The sequence below is a fragment of the Variovorax durovernensis genome, from assembly GCF_977011995.1.
The window spans coordinates 542789-559400 of the sequence record NZ_CDRNCW010000001.1; the positions used below are offsets into that span (position 1 = coordinate 542789).

A 16612-nucleotide genomic window follows, 5' to 3' on the forward strand; every position below is an offset into this window, starting at 1 on the left:
CGATTCCCCGAAGGAAAGTTCATGCTCCTCCAAGACAAACTCTCGCTAGTCACCGGCGCCGCGCGCGGGCTGGGCGAAGCCATCGCGCGACGCATGGCGGCCGAAGGCGCGCACGTGCTGGTGGTGGACCGCGACCTCGAAGTCGCGCAGAAGGTGGCCGCATCGATCCGCGAAGCCGGCGGCCGTGCCGATGCCGAGAGCGTCGACGTGAGCGATGCGGCGGCGGTCGACGCGCTCGCGGTGCGCGTCGCGGCGTCGCATGGCGACATCGACGTGCTGGTCAACAACGCGGGCATCTCCGCGCGCTCGAAGTTCGACGAGCCCGGCGCGCGCGAAGCCTGGGACCGCGTGATGTCGGTCAACCTGCAGGGCGTGTTCAACGTCACGCAGTCCTTCGTGCCGGCGCTCAAGCGCACGCAGGGCAACATCGTGAACCTGTCGTCCATCGTGGCTTTCGGTGCGGGCATCTCGTCGGCCGGCTATGTGGTGGCGAAGGGCGGCGTGCGTTCGCTCACGCAGGTGCTGGCGCGCGACCTCGCACCTTACGGCGTGCGAGTGAATGCGGTGGCGCCGGGCCTCATGGTCACGGACATGACCGCCGGCCAGCGCGAGACCGAGCACGGCACCGACTGGTACATGAGCCGCGTGCCCATCAAGCGCCACGGCGAGGCCGACGAGATCGCCGGGCCGGTCGTCTTTCTTGCGTCCTCGATGGCCAGCTACGTCAATGGCGTGGTGCTGCCGGTCGATGGTGGCTACCTGGCGGTCTGAGCACCGCCGCACATCGGAACAATCATGAATAACAGCAGTACAGAAAAGCCGCTCGTCCTCGTGACGGGCGGCGCCAGCGGCATGGGCCGCGCCATCGTCGAGCGCATGGCGCGCGACGGCTGGCGCGTGGTCATGGCCGACTACAACGGCGAGCTTGCCGAGCGCGAAACGCAGGTGCTGCGCACCGCCGGCCTCGACGTGGAATGCCGCGCCATCGACCTGACCGACGAGGCCGCCGTGCGCGCGATGGTGCAGCAACTGCCGCCGCTCACCGCGCTGGTCAACAACGCAGGCATCTTCGACGAGCGTGCCTTCCTCGACGTGACTTCGGCGGACTTCCGCCGCATGTACGAAGTGAACCTGCTGACCGTAGCCACGCTCACGCAGGAGGCCGCGCGCAAGATGGCGGACGGTGCGCGCATCGTCAACATCGCATCGCGTGCCTACCTGGGCGCGAAGAACCACGCGCACTACGTGGCCTCCAAGGCTGCACTGGTCGGCTACACGCGCGCCAGCGCGATGGAGCTTGCGCCGCGCGGCATCATGGTCAACGCCATCGCGCCGGGGCTGATCGACACGCCGCTGCTGCGCGCACTCTCGCCCGAACGCCTGGCCGCGCAGCTTGCGCTGCAGCCCACCGGCGCGGCGGGAAGGCCGGAGGACATCGCGCATGCGGTGGCCTTCTTCGCGTCGCCGGCGACCTGCTTCGTCACCGGCCAGGTGCTGTTCGTGGACGGCGGCAAGTCGCTCGGCGGGTCGGGGTCCTGATGGCACAGCGGCAACAGCAGGAAAAGACCGAGTACGACGTCGTCGTCGTCGGCAGCGGCGCGGGCGGCCTTTCCGCCGCGCTCACCGCCAGCCTCGAAGGCCTCGACGTGCTCGTGGTCGAGAAGACCGACCGCATCGGCGGATCGACGGCCATCTCGGGCGGTGCAGTGTGGGTGCCGCTCAACGACCAGGCCGAGGCGGCCGGCCACCCCGACACGCGCGGCAAGGCCTGGACCTACCTGCAGAACACCGTGGGCGCGGCCGGCGACGAAGAGCTGCGCCACGCATTCCTCGACGCCGGCCCGCTCGCGCTGCGCTACCTGCGCGAGCGCACCGACGTGCAGCTCGCCGCGCGCACCTATTCGCCCGACTACTACCCCGACCGAGAAGGCGCCGCGATGGGCGGCCGCTCGCTCGATCCCATCGAATTCGATGGCCGGCTGCTCGGTCCGCATTTCAAGACGCTGCGCGACCCCCTGCCCGAGTTCTGCGTGCTCGGCGGCATGATGGTCAACATGACCGACGTGAAGCACCTGCTCGCAGTCTGGCGTTCGTTCGCATCTTGGAAGCATGGCGTGAAGATGGTGCTGCGCTACTTCGGCGACCGCCTGAGCGGCCACCACCGCGGCACACGGCTGCTGCTGGGCAATGCGCTGGCTGCGCGGCTCTTTCACAGCGTGCTGAAGAAGGGCATTCCGTTCTGGCTGGACACGCCGGCGCTGAGGCTGGAGAAGGACGCGACAGGCGCCGTCACCGGCGTGCACCTGCGCCGCGACGGCAAGGAACTGACCGTGCACGCACGGCGTGGCGTGGTCATCGCCACCGGCGGTTTTCCATGGAACGCCGCCATGCGCGGCCAGCACTACCCGGCCCCCACCGGGCCGTACTCGATGTCGCCGCAAGACAATGCGGGCGAGGGCATCGCGATAGTCCAGGAGGCCGGCGGCGTGCTCGGCACGGGCCACACGGGGCCGGCGCTGTGGGCGCCCGTCTCGTTGCTCACGCGTCCCGACGGCAGCGTGCTGCGATATCCGCACCTGGTGTGGGACCGCGCCAAGCCGGGGCTGATCGCGGTCGATGCGCGCGGCGAGCGCTTCGTCAATGAATCGACCTCGTACCACGAGTTCGTGCGCGGCATGTACCGCGCGAACGCCAAGGCCACGAGCATCCCCGCGCTGCTGGTGTGCGACAGCGCCTTCATGGAGAAGTGGGGCCTGGGCCTTGCATTGCCCGGCGGCCGCCCGCGCGAGCATCTGGTGCGCGCCGGTTATCTCTATCGCGCAGACACGCTCGAAGCGCTCGCGCAGCAGGCGGGCGTGGACCCGGCCGGGCTGGCGCGCACCGTTGCCAGGTTCAACCCGCTTGCCGCGCAGGGCCAGGACCCGGTGTTCGGCAAGGGCAGCGATGCCTACAACCGCTATCTTGGCGATCCGGAGCATCAACCCAATGCCTGCCTCGCGCCGGTGAAGCAGGCGTCGTTCTATGCCGTGAAGGTGTACCCCGGCGACATCGGCACCGCGCTGGGCATCCGCGCCGACGGCAACGCGCGTGCGCTCGATGCGCAGGGCGAGCCCATCGCCGGCTTGTACGTGGCCGGCAATGACATGCACTCGGTGATGGGTGGCGAGTACCCCGCGCCGGGCATCACGCTCGGACCCGCGCTAACCTTCGGCTGGGTGGCGGGCATGCACCTGGCACATGGTTCCTCCGCCGAACACCATTGAAAGACAACAGCACTTCGTCATGAAAATCTTCTTCTCTCCCGCATCTCCCTTCGTCCGCAAGTGCATGGTCGTGGCGCACGAGCTCGGCATTGCCGATCGCATCGAGAAGCTGCCGAGCGCGGCCGGCCCCGTGAAGCGCGACGCCACCATCATCCCGAAGAATCCGCTCGGCCAGGTGCCGACGTTCCTCACCGACGACGGCCAGGTGCTGTTCGACAGCCGCGTGATCTGCGAGTACCTCAATGCCACGCAGTCAGGCAAGCTGTTCCCGGCAGAAGGCGCGGACCGTTGGGCGCGCCTGACCGAGCTGTCGCTGGCCGACGGCATGACCGGCGCCGCATTGCTCGCACGCTACGAGAACGTGCTGCGACCCGAGTCGCTGCGCTGGGCCGACTGGACCGATGGCCAGCTGGCGAAGGTGCGCACCGGCCTCGAATGGCTCGAAACCGCGGCGCCTTCTTTTGGCGACCGAGTGGACATCGGCACTATCGCCTTCGGTTGCGCGCTGGGCTACATGGACTTCCGTTTTCCCGATGTGGACTGGCGTGCGGAGGCACCTGGCAGCGCGAAGTGGTTCGAGGTGTTCAACCGGCGTGCTTCGATGCAGGCTACTTTGCCTGTCGCCTGAGTTTCGTTTGGCTCGGGGGGTGATCACGCCGACGGGGTACCTCGCTCCGCGAATGTCCCCCGGCCTTCGGCCTCCTCCTTTATTTCGCTGCGCAAGGCACCCCGTCGGCGTGATCGTTGGACAGAGTGCTTGAACTGCCGGCACGAGCAGAGCGCCCGGTGGTCTGTGCACGCACCCCCAAAAAATCCTCGGCTAAAAATGCAGGTCCAGCATGAACCAAGGAACCTCCGCATGTCTTCTGAAGCACAGAAAAAAGTAGCCATAGTCACCGCCGGTGGCAGCGGCATGGGCGCGGCTGCGGCCCGCAAGCTCGCGGCCGATGGCTTTCGCGTTGCCATTCTTTCGTCGTCTGGCAAGGGCGAGGCGCTTGCCGCGGAACTGGGCGGCATCGGCGTGACGGGTTCCAACCAGTCGAACGACGACATCAAACGCCTGGTGGACAAGGTCGCCGACCAGTGGGGCCGCGTCGATGTGCTGGTCAACAGCGCGGGCCACGGGCCTCGTGCGCCCATCCTCGAGATCACCGACGAAGACTGGCACCGCGGCATGGATGTCTACCTGCTGAGCGCGGTGCGACCCAGCCGGCTCGTCGCGCCGCTGATGGTGGCGCAGGGAGGCGGCAGCATCATCAACATCTCCACCTTCGCTGCCTTCGAGCCCGACCCGGTGTTCCCGACCTCCGGCGTGTTCCGAGCCGGGCTCGCGGCCTTCACCAAATTGTTCGCCGACAAATACGCCGCGCAGAACGTGCGCATGAACAACGTGCTGCCAGGCTTCATCGACAGCCTGCCCGAGAAGGCCGAGTTCCGGTCGCGCATTCCGATGGGCCGCTACGGCAAGAGCAGCGAGATCGCGGCGGTCATCGGCTTTCTGGCGTCGGAAGGCGGCGGCTACATCACGGGGCAGAACCTGCGGGTGGACGGCGGCATCACGCGCTCGGTGTAAGCAACGGGCTCCCAGCGGGCTGCCTACAATCGACCCATGTGTCCGAGGATGCCCCGCTTCCCCATTCGCCGCCGGCAGTCAGGCTGCTCGCGGCCCACGCCTCCTTGAAGGCCGTGCAGTGATGCGCGGCGGCCTCTCTGGCCGCCACGACACCCGGAGAGAGCCGCAAGCAAGCCGGCTTCCTTCTTCGTTTCCTGCCCATGCATGTCCCGCATCGCCTCGTCGGCCGATGCGGGCCGCCTTCATTTTTCTTCTTCTCATGTCTTCTTCCCCGCACAGCCGCCTGCGCGCCGAGTGGTGCCCGAGCATTCCCCGCGAGCTGATGGCCGGCGCCGTCGCCACTTTCGCGCTCATTCCCGAAGTCATCGCTTTTTCTTTCGTGGCAGGTGTCGATCCGGCCGTGGGGCTGTTCGCTTCCTTTGTCATCGGCATCGTCATCGCATTCACCGGTGGGCGCCCGGCCATGGTGTCGGCCGCGGCCGGTTCGGTGGCGCTGGTGGCCGCGCCGCTGGTGCATGCGCACGGCCTGCCGTACCTGCTGGCGGCTGGCGTGCTCGCGGGCCTGATGCAGATCGTGTTCGGGCTGCTGCGGCTCGGGGTGTTGATGCGCTTCGTGTCGTCGTCGGTGCGTACCGGCTTCGTCAACGCGCTGGCCATCCTGATCTTTGCGGCGCAGATGCCGCACTTCATCGGCGCCAACACCGCGACCTGGGCCATGGTCGGGCTCGGGTTGGCCGTGATCTACCTGTTGCCGCGCATCACCACGGCGGTGCCGTCGCCGCTGGTGTGCATCTTGGTCGTGACCCTGGTGGGCCACTGGCTGGGGCTGCCGCTGAAGACGGTGGCCGACCTCGGGCAACTGCCCGGCGCGTTGCCTGCCTTCGCGCTGCCCGACGTGCCGCTGACGCTGGACACGCTGCGCATCATCGCGCTGCCTGCCTTCGCCATCGCGATGGTCGGCCTGCTCGAATCGATGATGACCGCCAGCGTGGTCGACGAGCTGACAGACACGCCAAGCTCCAAGAACCGCGAATGCAGCGGCCTGGGCGTGGCCAACGTGGCCGCCAGCTTCTTCGGCGGCATCGCGGGCTGCGGAATGATCGGCCAGACGGTAAGCAACGTGCGCTACGGCGGGCGAGGCAGGTTGTCGACGCTCTTCGCAGGCGCCTTCCTGCTGATCCTCATGGTGCTGCTCAAGCCCTGGGTGTCGCAGGTGCCGGTGGCGGCGCTGGTGGCAATCATGGTGATGGTGTCGGCATCGACCTTCGACCGGGGTTCGCTGCGCGCGCTGGTGCGGCATCCGCGCATGTCCAGCGCGGTGATGCTCGCGACGGTGGCCGTCACCGTCGCCACCGACAACCTCGCGGCCGGCGTGGCCACGGGCGTGATGCTCAGCGGTGTGTTCTTCACCTTCAAGGTGGCGCGGCTGCTGCACGTGCATGCCGCGCAGGACGCCGACGGCACGCGCGTGTACCGCGTCACCGGCCAGGTGTTCTTCGCCTCGGCCGACATGCTGGTCGATGCCTTCGACGTGCGCGAGATCGACGGTGCGCTGGTGCACATCGACGTGTCAGGGGCGCACTTCTGGGACGTGACGGCAGTGGCTGCGCTGAAGAAGGTGGTCGAGCGGCTGCGCAAGCATGGCAGCGTGGTGGAAGTGAGCGGGCTCAACCGCGCCAGCCAGGACCTGACCCTGCAGCTCGACGCGGCGCCGTATTTTCAAACGCCCAGGTAACGCGTCCACAACGACCGGTCGGCATCCAGCGCCGCCGAGTCGCCCTGCCACACCACGCGTCCACGCTCCAGGATCACATGGCGGTTGGCCAGCGGCAGCAGGCGCTGCACGTACTTGTCGACCACCAGGATCGCTTCGCCCTCTGCCTTGAGCGTGGCGATGCAGTTCCAGATCTCCTCGCGGATCACCGGTGCGAGGCCTTCGGTGGCTTCGTCCAGGATCAGCAGGCGCGGGTGCGTGGACAGCGCGCGCGCGATGGCCAGCATCTGCTGCTCGCCGCCCGAGAGCTGGTTGCCCGCATTGGCCTTGCGCTCCGACAGGCGCGGGAAAAGGCCGTAGAGCGCCTCGACCGTCCAGCGCGGCGCGCTGCCGGGGCGTGGCCGAGCGAAGGCGCGCAGGTGCTCGTCGACGCTGAGGTTCGGGAACACATGCCGGCCCTCGGGCACGATGGCCACGCCGCGCCGCGCGATGGCATCGGGCTTGTGCCCTCCGATGGCAGCACCGTCGAAACGCACGTCGCCGCGCATCGGTGCCAGCGTGCCGGTCAGCACCTTGAGCAGCGTGCTCTTGCCCATGCCGTTGCGGCCCAGCAGCGCAAGCACTTCGCCGGGGCGGATGTCGATGTCGATGCCGAACAGCACCTGGCTCGCGCCGTAGCCGGCTTCGATGGATTTCGCTTCGAGCAATGTAGTGGCCGTGTTCATGAGTGGCCCTCCGCTTCGGTGCCGAGGTAGACCGCTTGCACATCCGGATGGCCCCGCACTTCATCGGCGGTGCCGCTCATCAGCACCTTGCCCTGCACCAGCACGGTGAGCCGGTTGGCCAGGCGGAACACTGCGTCCATGTCGTGCTCGATCAGCAGGATGGCCATCGACGCACGAAGCGATTCGATCAGCTCGACCATGCGCGCGGATTCGTCCGGGCCCATGCCGGCCATCGGCTCGTCGAGCAGCAGCAGCTTGGGCTCGGCCGCGAGCGCCAGCGCCACGTCGAGCGCACGCTGTGCGCCGTGCGGCAAGGTGCCGGCGATACGGTCGCGCTCGCTGCCCAGGCCCACGCGGTCGGCCAGTGCCACCGCGCGGTCGACGAGGTCGCGTTCCTTCGCGCGCGGCGCCATGAAGCGCAGGCTGCTGCCCGCATGGGCCTGCGCCGCGAGCATCAGGTTGTCGTGCACGGTTTCCTTGGCGAAGACGCGCGTCACCTGGAAGCAGCGCGACATGCCGGCGGCCACGCGCTGGTGGTCTTTCAGCGAGGTGATGTCCTTCTCGTCGAGCAGCAGGCGGCCGGCGTCGGCCTTCAGAAGCCCGGTGATGAGGTTGACCAGCGTGGTCTTGCCCGCCCCGTTCGGCCCGATGAGCGCATGCACTTCGCCGCGCTCGACCGTGAGGTTCACATGGTCGGTGGCAAGCAGTCCGCCGAAGCGCTTGACCAACCCTTCGATTCTGAAAAGGCTCATGGTGCTTTACTCCCTCGCCCCTCTGGGGAGAGGGTTGGGGTGAGGGGCAAGCGGCGCTTGTACAGTGCGGCCAATCCTTTGGGCGCCCACAGGGCAACGGCAATCAGCAACAGTCCCAGCGGCATGTGCCAATGCTCCGTGTGCTGCTTGAGTGCCTCTTCAAGCACCAGCCACACGACAGCCCCCACAGGCCCGCCCCAGCTGCGCCCCAGCCCGCCGATGACCACCATTACCAGCAGCGTCGCCGATTGCGTCCAGTGCATCGTCGCCGGGCTCACGAAGCCGTTGCCACCGGCCAGCAGTGCACCCGCCAGCCCCGCGATGGCGCCGGCAATAGCGAACGCCACCAGCTGCAGCCGGAACACCGGATAGCCCAGCGCCCGCATGCGCGTCTCGTTGTCGCGGATGCCCATCAGCGCATGGCCGAAGCGCGATTGCGTCGCGCGGTGCAGCCACCACAGCGCCAGCGCGACGATCAGCAGCACCACCCAGTAGAAGTTCGATTCGTTGCCCAGGTCGAGGCCGGGCAGCAGCGTGGGGCGCGACATCAGCGTGTAGCCGTCGTCGCCGCCATAGCGGCGCAGCGACACCACCACGAAGTACAGCATCTGCGCGAAGGCCAGCGTGGTCATGATGAAGTACACGCCGCGCGTGCGCAGCGCCACCGTGCCGATCAGCGCGGCCACCAGGCCGGCGATGAGCGCCGCCGCCGGCCACATGATCCAGCCCGACATCACGCCCGCGTCGCTCAGCGCCACCACCGTGTACGCGCCCATGCCGATGAAGCCCGCATGCCCCAGCGCCACCATGCCGCCGAAGCCGAGGATGAAATTGAGGCTCGCCGCCGCCAGCGCCACGATGAGCACGCGCCGCACGAAGCCGATGTAGAACTCGAGCCCGAACAGCGGCGCGACCAGCGGAAACGCCGCGAGCAGCACGAAGAGCAGCCCGAGGCCGATGTAGCGTGAGGGTGACTTCATGCGCGTGCCGAGAAAAGGCCCGAGGGCCGGAAGATGAGCACCACCACCATCAGCGCGTACATCGCGACTTCGGCGAACAGCGGCCCCAGGTCGGCCGCTGTGGCCGGCGGCAAGGTCGCGCGCAGCAGCATCGGCACGAAGGCGCGGCCCACGGTGTCGACCACGCCCACCAACAGTGCGGCCACGAAGGCGCCGCGCACCGAACCGATGCCGCCGATCACCAGCACCACCAGCGCCGGGATCAGGATCGCTTCGCCCATGCCGACCTGCACTGCGACGATCGGCCCCATCAGCGCGCCGGCCAGTGCCGCCAGCGCGGCACCCAGCAGGAACACGCCGTTGAAGATGCGGCCCACGCGCACGCCCATCAGCTCGGCCATCGGCCGGTCGGAGGCGCCCGCGCGCACCCGCATGCCGATGCGCGTGTGGTTCACCAGCAGGTACAGCGCCAGTGCCACCAGCAGCCCGCCCACGAGGATCACCAGGCGGTACGCCGGGTAGGGCAGGCCGTCCATGAGCTGCACCGGGCCCGAGAGCGCGGCAGGCGTCGGCGCCATCACTGGCGAGGGGCCCCAGGCCATCGTCACGATGTCGTCGGCCACCAGGATCACGCCGAAGGTGGCGAGCACCTGCGCGAGATGGTCGCGCGTGTAGAGGCGGCGCATCAGCAGCACTTCGAGCAGCAGCGCCACCACCACGGTAACCGCCACCGCGATGACGATGGCTGCGGCGAACGAGCCGGTGCGCGTGTGCGCCTCGGCCGCCACATAAGCGCCGGCCATGAACAGCGAGCCGTGCGCGAGGTTGAGCACGTCCATGATGCCGAACACCAGCGTGAGCCCGGCCGCCAGCAGGAACAGCATCAGCCCGTAGCCGAGGCCGTTGAGCAGCTGCTCCAGAACAAGAATTCCACTCATAGAAGAACCAACAGGTGTGCCCGCGTTGTCATTCAAGGAACACCGAGGAACCGGCTTTGCCGGGCCTCAGGTGTTGCCCCCGGCAGGGGGGGGGAGAAGCGGACACGAAGTGCCGCGCAGCCTGGGGGGTTACTTCAGCCCGCACTTGTCGGCGTAGGAGTCGCCGTAGTTGGTCAGGACCGTATTGATCAGCTTGTTCGTGACCTTGCCCTGCGCATCCTTGCCGATCACGCGCAGGTAGAAGTTCTCGATGGGGTAGTGGTTGTTGGCGTACTTGAAGCTGCCGCGCGTCGATGCGTAGTTGGCCTTCTTCAGCGCGGCCACCACGGCTTCGCGGTTCTGCGCGTTGCCGCCCGACTGCTTCACTGCCGCGTCCATCGCGAGGATCGCGTCATAGGCCTGCGCGGCGTACACCGACGGATAGCGGCCGTTGTATTCCTTGCGGAAGGCGGCCACGAAAGCCTTGTTGGCGGGGTTGTCGAGGTCGTGCGCCCAGTGCGAGGTGTTGAACAGGCCGAGCATCGGCTCGCCCACGGCGCCGATCACGTCTTCGTCGGCCGAGAAGCCGCTGGTCACCAGCGTGATGTCCTTCGACAGGCCCGCGCCCACGAACTGCTTGATGAAGTTGATGCCCATCGCGCCGGGCAGGAAGAAATAGATGGAGTCGGGCTTGGCCGCGCGCAGCTGCGCGAGTTCGGCGGCGTAGTCGATCTGGCCGAGCTTGGTGTAGAGCTCGTCGGCCACCTGGCCCTTGAACTGGCGCTTGAAGCCGCCCAGTGCGTCCTTGCCGGCAGGGTAGTTGGGGGCGATCAGCACGATCTTCTTGAAAGCGCGGTCCTGCGCGAACTTGCCGGCGGCTTCGTGGAACTGGTCGTTCTGGTAGGCGGTGCCGAAGAAGTAGGCATTGCACTGCGCACCGGCGAACTGGCTCGGGCCGGCATTGGCCGAGAGGTACGGCACCTTGGCGTTGAACAGCGTGGGGCCCACGGCCAGCGCCACGTTGGAGCCGATGGGGCCGCTGAAGAGGTCGATCTTGTCGCGCTGGATCATGCGGTCGACCAGCTGCTTGGCCTGGTCGGGGCTGCCGGCCATGTCGGCCTGCACGAACTCCACGTCCTGTCCGCCGAGCTTGCCGCCCAGCTGCTTGATGCCCAGCGCGAAGCCGTCGCGCGCTTCGGCACCCAGTGCCGCGAAGGGCCCCGAGATGTCGAGCGCCAGGCCCACCTTCACGGGCGCGGCCATGGCCTGCACGGCGGTGCCAAGGGCGGCACCGCACAGCAGCAGCGACAGCAGGGTGCGCGGCAGCGCGGGCGACTTCGGGGACAGATGGCTCATGGGTTCTCCGGCGTGGAAGGATGAAACGACGCACCGGCGCCGCGTCGTGCGGCATCGGCGGCATCGAACCGTTGATAGCTAAATACTTTAGCCATAAACAATTCGGTGTCAACGGTACTAGCACGAATGGTGCCAGTGCGTCGTGTCGGTTCCGTTCAGCCGAAGGGGTTGGCCGTGGCGAACCACAGGCCGATGCCGGTGGCGATGATGAAGGCGCCGTCCGTCACACCAGCGATCAGGAAAAACTTGGTCTGCAGCGTGTCCACCATCTCGGGCTGGCGCGCGCTGCTTTCCAGAAACTTCTGGCCCACCAGCCCGATGCCGAGGCACGAGCCGAGTGCTGCAATGCCAATCAACAATGCGACTGCGAGGGGGAGGATGTTGAAGCCGGTCATGGTGTTTTCTCCTGGTTGGTTGATCGATGGAGGTACTTTCCCAGAGCGGGTGCACACGGTCCATGACGTGGGAGGTCATGGGGCAAGCGAAAAAAAGCCGGCCGTGAAAACGGCCGGCTTGCAGGCGGAGCGTCGAAGCCTCAGGGAAGCTGCGTCCAGTTCTGGTTGTTGCCGCCGTTGCAGGTCCAGGTGATCAGCGCCGTGTCCTGCGCGGTCGCGCTGCCGGGCACGTCCAGGCAGGAGCCCGAGGCACGGTTGCGCAGGGTTGAACCGACCAGGCTCCAGTGCGTCGTGTTGCCGGCCGAGCAGGCCAGCTGGACCACGGCCGCATTGGTGGTCGCGGTGCCGCTTTGCGCCAGGCACAGGCCGCTGTGCTCGACCTTGAACTGCACGAAGCCGTCGCCGGTCTGAATCATGGTGAAGCGCTCGTTGCCGGCGTTTCCGCATGGCCACTGCACCACCGTCGTGCCGCTCGTGGTCGCCGCGCCCTTGACGTTCACGCACAGGTTGCTGTGGTTCGAGCGGATGCGCGAGACCACCGGCGTCGGGTCGTTGTCGAGCGAGCGAACGTATTCGCGCAGCGCCACCACGTCGTTGGCCGGCAGGCTGGAAGCATTGCCGTGGCCGCTGGCGAGCACGTCCTGCAGCGTGGCCGCCTGGCCGTTGTGGAAGAAGGCCGTGGTGTTCCAGGTACCCAGCAGCGTCGGCGTGTCGAAGCCCACGCCCGCCAGCGACTGGTTCATGCCCTTGCCCGAGGAGGCCTGGATCGTGCCGACGTCATGCCGCACTCCGTCGCGGAAGGTGGCGCCGGTATGGCAGGTCGCGCACTGCGCCGTGTTGAACACGGTCTGGCCGCGCACCGCGTCCACGCTGAGGCTGCCGTCCGCCGCGCGCGCCGGACTGCGCATGAACTTGTTCAGCGAAGTCAGGTAGGCCGCGAGGTCATCGAGCTGCGCATTCTTGCCGGCCTTGGGCGCGCCCAGCGGGTCGGAGGTGGCCGCGAAGTCGGCGTTGGTCAGGAAGCCGGTGCCGCCGAACTCGTTGCGGATGTCGTTCTCGAAGTCCTGCACCTCGTCGAAGTTGGCCGTCCAGTGCAGCTTGCCGTGGCCCATGCCGCGCCGGCCCTGCAGGCTGATGGTGCGGCGCAGGCCCTCGCCGCGCTGGGTGAAGTCCCACACCATGCCGTCGTCGCCGCCGTCGGCATGGCAGCTCGCGCAAGACAGGTAGTTGTCCTTGCTCATGCGCCGGTCCGACGCGTTGTAGAACACCTGCTTGCCGCGCAGCGCCGCGGCGCCCATGGGTTCCACCGCCACCGTCTGCACGTTCTGCAGGAAGCTCGGCGCATTGGTCTCCGACGACAGCACCGAGGCCACGTCGTGCACCGACACCGAGCGCGCCAGGAAGTTGTTGACGAACAGCCGCTTGCGCGCCGCGTCCAGGTACAGGCCGTGCGGTGCGCTGCTGGCGTTGATCTCGCCGCGGATGGAGCGGCTGTAGGCGTCGACGATGGCCACGCGGTTGCCTTCCATCTGCGCGACGAAGATGTAGTCGCCGGCCGGCGAGAACAGCGCGGCGCGCGCCGGGGCCCGGTCGTCGAAGTCGATCTGCTCGTCGAACTTGTGTGCCGCCGCCTGCAGGTCGACCTGCGACAGGATGGAGCGCACCGTCTGGTCGTGCACGAGGTTCGTGCCGTCGCGGAATTTGCCGCGCACGATGTTGTCCTTCTTCGAAGGCAGCACGGCGCGCTTGCCGTCGGGCGAGATCACCACCTGCGCGGTGTAGTTGGCCACGCCGCGCGCGCGGCTCTCGGTGTCGACGGTGGTGGTGTCCACCGGCAGCGCGATCGCGCCCATGCCGCTCATGCTCTGCAGGTTGACCTTGTGCAGCTGGTTGCCCGTCATCTTCGACTTGAAGCGCGTGACATAGGCCACCTGCGAATCGGCCGCCACCGCGATGCCGCGCACATCGCCTTCGAGCGCCACCGCACCGGTGGTGCTGCCGTTGGCTGGGTCGAAGCTCATGAGCACCGACTTGCTCTCCAGCGTCAACAGGCCCTTGCTGCCATTGGGCGTGAAGACCACGCCGTAGGGGCCGCTGCCGTAGGCCAGCGCCACGGTGGCCGAGATGGTGCCGTCCGCCGGGTTGAGCACCACCAGCTTGTCCTCGCCGTGCACCGGCACCCAGATGCGGCCGTCGGGGCCCACGGCCAGCGTCTTCGGCTCGTCGCCCACGCGGGTCTCCCAGCGCTTGGCCAGGGTCTGCGCGTCGATGGCGGCCACCGTGCCGCTGTCGGGGTTGACCGAGTACACCGAGTTGGCGTCGCCCGCGATGTTGGTGGTGTGCGTGGGCGCCTGTGCGGTGACCGGTGCGATCACTGTCAGGTTGTAGGTGTAGTAGGTCTCGCGGCCCTGGGCGTCGCGCACCGTCAGCGTCACGGTGTAGTGGCCGGGCGTCGTGTAGGTGTAGGTGTAGTTCGCCTGGTTGGAGAAGGCCGTCTGCGTGCCGTTGCCGAAGTTCCAGCGGTACTGCGCGCCGCTGGCGCCCAGCGTGGCGGGGTTGAACACCAGCTGGCCGTTGACCAGCTTCGGTCCGCCGCCGATGCCGGGGTCGCCGATGATGGCCTGGCCGCGCAGCGTTGCGACGTCGGAATCGCTCAGCACGCGGCCGTACACGCGCACTTCCGCCAGCGTGCCCTTGAAGAGCGCGGCATTGCCCTGGATCTGCCCCAGCAGCTGGAACTTGTTCGCGAGGCCCTTGGTGCCGGTGAGCCCGGCGGAGGTGGTCTTCACCCCGTCGACGTACACCGCCTGCGCGCCGGAGGCGGCGTCGCGCGTCATCACCACGTGGTGCCAGTTGCCGTCGTTCACCGCGGCCGAGGAGGCGGTGCCCGCGTCGTTGCCGACCGACAGCTTGATGCGCCCGCTGGTGTCGAGCCAGCCCCAGAACACGTCGTCCGTGCCGTTCGCCTGGTCGCGCCCGAAGACCCCGGGGGCGGTCCATGAGTTGGCCGCGCCTGTCTGCGTGGTCTTCATGTAGAAGCTCAGCGAAGCGGTGCCGCCGAGCACGGTGGCCACGGTGTCGTTCTTCAGCGGCACGCCGGCCGTGCGGTTCGCGAAGTTCAGGCCGATGCTCTCGAAGGCGTCGCCGGTGGCCGGCGTGCCGTTGTTGGCGCCGATCTGGTCCGACAGGCTGCCCGCCAGCGTCCAGTAGTGCATGAGGCTGATGTCGCTCGCGTTGCCGGTGTGGAACACCGACTTGTAGTCCGCCGCGATGGCATTGCCCGCATAGTCCTTCACGCCGTTGGCGGGCAGGAACACTTCATAGCTGGTGCCGGGCTGCAGCGGCTGGTCGGGCGAGAAGTTGATGATGCCCAGCTGCACGCTGTAGGTGCCTGCCAGGGTGTTGCCGCCCACCGGCCGCACGATGAAGGTGTTGGCGTTCACGCTCTCCGGCCGGATGTTGTCGGTCATGCCCAGGCCGATGCGCGAGGTCAGCGCCTGCTGCTTCGCGCCGCTGGCGGGCGAGACCTGCTTCACTTCGGGCTTGGTGATGTCGGGGTCCACCGAATGCACGATGAAGCCGCTGCCCGAGCCGTGGTCGTTGCCCACGAAGACCAGGTTGCCGAACATCGCGACCTGGCCGTTGTCCGAATGCGAGAAGTTCGGGTCGTCCTCGCGCAGGATGCTGCCGCGGCCCACCTCCACGTGGTTGAGCGGGTTGCTCACGTCGACCTTGTGGATGCGGGTCTGCGCGCCCTGGATGACGTAGTTGTCCTGCGTGGCGCAGTAAAGCTGCTCGTCGATGACGAGGCGGTTGTCTTCTGCCACGAAGCGCGAGCGGTCGCTCAGGTCGTAGCTGTACATCCTGGCGCCGCTGTTGCGCGTGGAGACGTGCAGGTTCCTGCCGTCGAAGCAGGTCGCGTAGTAGAACGGCGTGGTGCCCACGATGGAATCGAGCACCTTGGGGTTGAGCGGATCGGAAATGTCCAGGCTCGCGAAGCCGCCGTTGCTTTCCATCGCGGTCAGCACCATGTGGTTGCCCATCGTGAAGATCGGGCCGATGCGAAAGCCGCCGAGTTCGCCGGTGGGCACGGGGTTGGGCTTGCCGGCGCCGCGGTTCGCGATCACCGCGTTCGCCGGGTCCGTGGCATCGACGATGAAGATGCCACGGCCGGCCGAGGCCACGTACAGGTACGGCGCCTGCCACCAGAGCTGCCAGGCCACGTCCTCGTAGTCGCCGCCGTTGACGCCGGGCAGCGCCAGCTTCTTCACCTGCTTGATGTCGTTGATGTCGGTGAAGTCCCAGAACTCGACGCCGTTGATGGTGGGCAGCACCACGTAGGTCTTGCCGCCGATCTTGGCGGTGCCGAAGGAGTGCGTTTCGCGGAACTCCTTGGTGCGTGCCTCGGGTTCGTAGATCTTCTTGACGAGCTGGATCTGGCGCGGGTTCGACACGTCGTAAAGCAGGAAGCCGCCCGGGCCCAGGCCGCTGTCCGGCGCGAAGGAGGTGAGGAAGTAGCCGTTGATCATGATGCCCGCGTTCATGCCGTAGTCCTTGCGGCCCGGATAGGTGGCGGGCACCTCGCGCGATTCGTAGGCACTGCTGTGTGCCGGGTCGAGCGGATGCGCGGCGCTGGTGATCATCGACACCGGCTTGAACAGTTCCGCCGAGGTGTAGGTGAGGTTGCCCAGGCCCGGTCCCTGCAGCGGCAGCGGGTCGGCGACGGCCGCGGAAACCGCCGCCGCCATGTTGTTCAGGGTCGTCATCGGACTGACCCCGGTGATTGCTGCGTGCGTCAGCAGCGTGACGAACGGCAGCAGGAACGCCATCAAGTAATACCGGATTCTCATCGTCGCCTCCAGGTTGTTGTATCGGTCACTTGCAAAAGCGCGCGCGCAGGGCGCACCCCGGCCGGCGACGCGTGTCGCCGGCCGTACAGCCTCTCCCTCCTCGTTTTT

At 67.6% G+C, this 16612-nt stretch carries 13 protein-coding genes; 6 read left to right on the plus strand and 7 right to left on the minus strand.

Annotation, left to right across the window (positions count from 1 at the left end; all coding sequences use genetic code 11):
- Nucleotides 1-21 precede the first annotated feature (21 nt).
- From ACWV14_RS02535 to ACWV14_RS02560, 6 genes are all read left to right on the plus strand, one after another.
- Nucleotides 22-771: an SDR family NAD(P)-dependent oxidoreductase gene (locus tag ACWV14_RS02535; protein WP_454902406.1), complete on the plus strand. Its 750-nt coding sequence runs from the start codon at nucleotides 22-24 to the stop codon at nucleotides 769-771.
- A 24-nt stretch (nucleotides 772-795) separates the two neighbouring features.
- Entirely contained in the window at nucleotides 796-1539 is a 744-nt protein-coding gene (locus ACWV14_RS02540; protein WP_454902408.1) for an SDR family NAD(P)-dependent oxidoreductase, read from the plus strand.
- Nucleotides 1539-3263, plus strand: a complete 1725-nt coding sequence (locus tag ACWV14_RS02545; protein ID WP_454902410.1) for an FAD-dependent oxidoreductase — start codon at nucleotides 1539-1541, stop codon at nucleotides 3261-3263. Before ACWV14_RS02540 ends, ACWV14_RS02545 begins: the two co-directional genes overlap by 1 nt.
- Before the next feature lie 19 nt (nucleotides 3264-3282).
- Nucleotides 3283-3891 carry a glutathione S-transferase gene (locus ACWV14_RS02550; protein ID WP_454902412.1) on the plus strand — a complete coding sequence of 203 codons (609 nt, stop codon included), beginning with the start codon at nucleotides 3283-3285 and terminating at the stop codon, nucleotides 3889-3891.
- 231 nt (nucleotides 3892-4122) lie between these two features.
- Complete coding sequence (locus tag ACWV14_RS02555) at nucleotides 4123-4836, plus strand: SDR family oxidoreductase (protein ID WP_454902414.1); 714 nt, start codon at nucleotides 4123-4125, stop codon at nucleotides 4834-4836.
- Between the two features lie 259 nt (nucleotides 4837-5095).
- Nucleotides 5096-6571: a SulP family inorganic anion transporter gene (locus ACWV14_RS02560; RefSeq protein ID WP_454902416.1), complete on the plus strand. Its 1476-nt coding sequence runs from the start codon at nucleotides 5096-5098 to the stop codon at nucleotides 6569-6571.
- Here the strand turns inward: ACWV14_RS02560 and ACWV14_RS02565 are convergent.
- The 7 genes from ACWV14_RS02565 to ACWV14_RS02595 all read right to left on the minus strand — a co-directional run bounded on the left by ACWV14_RS02565 (nucleotide 6556) and on the right by ACWV14_RS02595 (nucleotide 16504).
- The gene (locus ACWV14_RS02565) at nucleotides 6556-7275 is read right to left on the minus strand and encodes an ABC transporter ATP-binding protein (RefSeq protein ID WP_285411554.1); all 720 of its coding nucleotides are present in this window, start codon (nucleotides 7273-7275) and stop codon (nucleotides 6556-6558) included. The genes ACWV14_RS02560 and ACWV14_RS02565 overlap by 16 nt on opposite strands.
- Nucleotides 7272-8027: an ABC transporter ATP-binding protein gene (locus ACWV14_RS02570; protein WP_081270720.1), complete on the minus strand. Its 756-nt coding sequence runs from the start codon at nucleotides 8025-8027 to the stop codon at nucleotides 7272-7274. The genes ACWV14_RS02565 and ACWV14_RS02570 overlap by 4 nt, the downstream gene beginning before the upstream one ends.
- Entirely contained in the window at nucleotides 8024-9007 is a 984-nt protein-coding gene (locus ACWV14_RS02575; protein ID WP_454902419.1) for a branched-chain amino acid ABC transporter permease, read from the minus strand. The genes ACWV14_RS02570 and ACWV14_RS02575 overlap by 4 nt, the downstream gene beginning before the upstream one ends.
- The gene (locus tag ACWV14_RS02580; RefSeq protein ID WP_081270722.1) at nucleotides 9004-9924 is read right to left on the minus strand and encodes a branched-chain amino acid ABC transporter permease; all 921 of its coding nucleotides are present in this window, start codon (nucleotides 9922-9924) and stop codon (nucleotides 9004-9006) included. The genes ACWV14_RS02575 and ACWV14_RS02580 overlap by 4 nt, the downstream gene beginning before the upstream one ends.
- Nucleotides 9925-10053: 129 nt before the next feature.
- Nucleotides 10054-11259 carry an ABC transporter substrate-binding protein gene (locus ACWV14_RS02585; protein WP_454902421.1) on the minus strand — a complete coding sequence of 402 codons (1206 nt, stop codon included), beginning with the start codon at nucleotides 11257-11259 and terminating at the stop codon, nucleotides 10054-10056.
- A gap of 155 nt (nucleotides 11260-11414) precedes the next feature.
- Nucleotides 11415-11654 (minus strand): F0F1 ATP synthase subunit C, encoded by a 240-nt coding sequence (gene atpE, locus ACWV14_RS02590; RefSeq protein WP_081270724.1) that lies wholly within the window; start codon nucleotides 11652-11654, stop codon nucleotides 11415-11417.
- A gap of 140 nt (nucleotides 11655-11794) precedes the next feature.
- Nucleotides 11795-16504, minus strand: a complete 4710-nt coding sequence (locus ACWV14_RS02595) for an RICIN domain-containing protein (RefSeq protein WP_454902423.1) — start codon at nucleotides 16502-16504, stop codon at nucleotides 11795-11797.
- Nucleotides 16505-16612: the final 108 nt, after the last annotated feature.

Bases quoted from the DNA above. Each gene is read 5' to 3' on its own strand.
- ACWV14_RS02535 (WP_454902406.1), top strand. From the start codon at position 22: ATGCTCCTCCAAGACAAACTCTCGCTAGTCACCGGCGCCGCGCGCGGG.
- ACWV14_RS02540 (WP_454902408.1), top strand. From the start codon at position 796: ATGAATAACAGCAGTACAGAAAAGCCGCTCGTCCTCGTGACGGGCGGC.
- ACWV14_RS02545 (WP_454902410.1), top strand. From the start codon at position 1,539: ATGGCACAGCGGCAACAGCAGGAAAAGACCGAGTACGACGTCGTCGTC.
- ACWV14_RS02550 (WP_454902412.1), top strand. From the start codon at position 3,283: ATGAAAATCTTCTTCTCTCCCGCATCTCCCTTCGTCCGCAAGTGCATG.
- ACWV14_RS02555 (WP_454902414.1), top strand. From the start codon at position 4,123: ATGTCTTCTGAAGCACAGAAAAAAGTAGCCATAGTCACCGCCGGTGGC.
- ACWV14_RS02560 (WP_454902416.1), top strand. From the start codon at position 5,096: ATGTCTTCTTCCCCGCACAGCCGCCTGCGCGCCGAGTGGTGCCCGAGC.
- ACWV14_RS02565 (WP_285411554.1), bottom strand. From the start codon at position 7,275: ATGAACACGGCCACTACATTGCTCGAAGCGAAATCCATCGAAGCCGGC.
- ACWV14_RS02570 (WP_081270720.1), bottom strand. From the start codon at position 8,027: ATGAGCCTTTTCAGAATCGAAGGGTTGGTCAAGCGCTTCGGCGGACTG.
- ACWV14_RS02575 (WP_454902419.1), bottom strand. From the start codon at position 9,007: ATGAAGTCACCCTCACGCTACATCGGCCTCGGGCTGCTCTTCGTGCTG.
- ACWV14_RS02580 (WP_081270722.1), bottom strand. From the start codon at position 9,924: ATGAGTGGAATTCTTGTTCTGGAGCAGCTGCTCAACGGCCTCGGCTAC.
- ACWV14_RS02585 (WP_454902421.1), bottom strand. From the start codon at position 11,259: ATGAGCCATCTGTCCCCGAAGTCGCCCGCGCTGCCGCGCACCCTGCTG.
- atpE (WP_081270724.1), bottom strand. From the start codon at position 11,654: ATGACCGGCTTCAACATCCTCCCCCTCGCAGTCGCATTGTTGATTGGC.
- ACWV14_RS02595 (WP_454902423.1), bottom strand. From the start codon at position 16,504: ATGAGAATCCGGTATTACTTGATGGCGTTCCTGCTGCCGTTCGTCACG.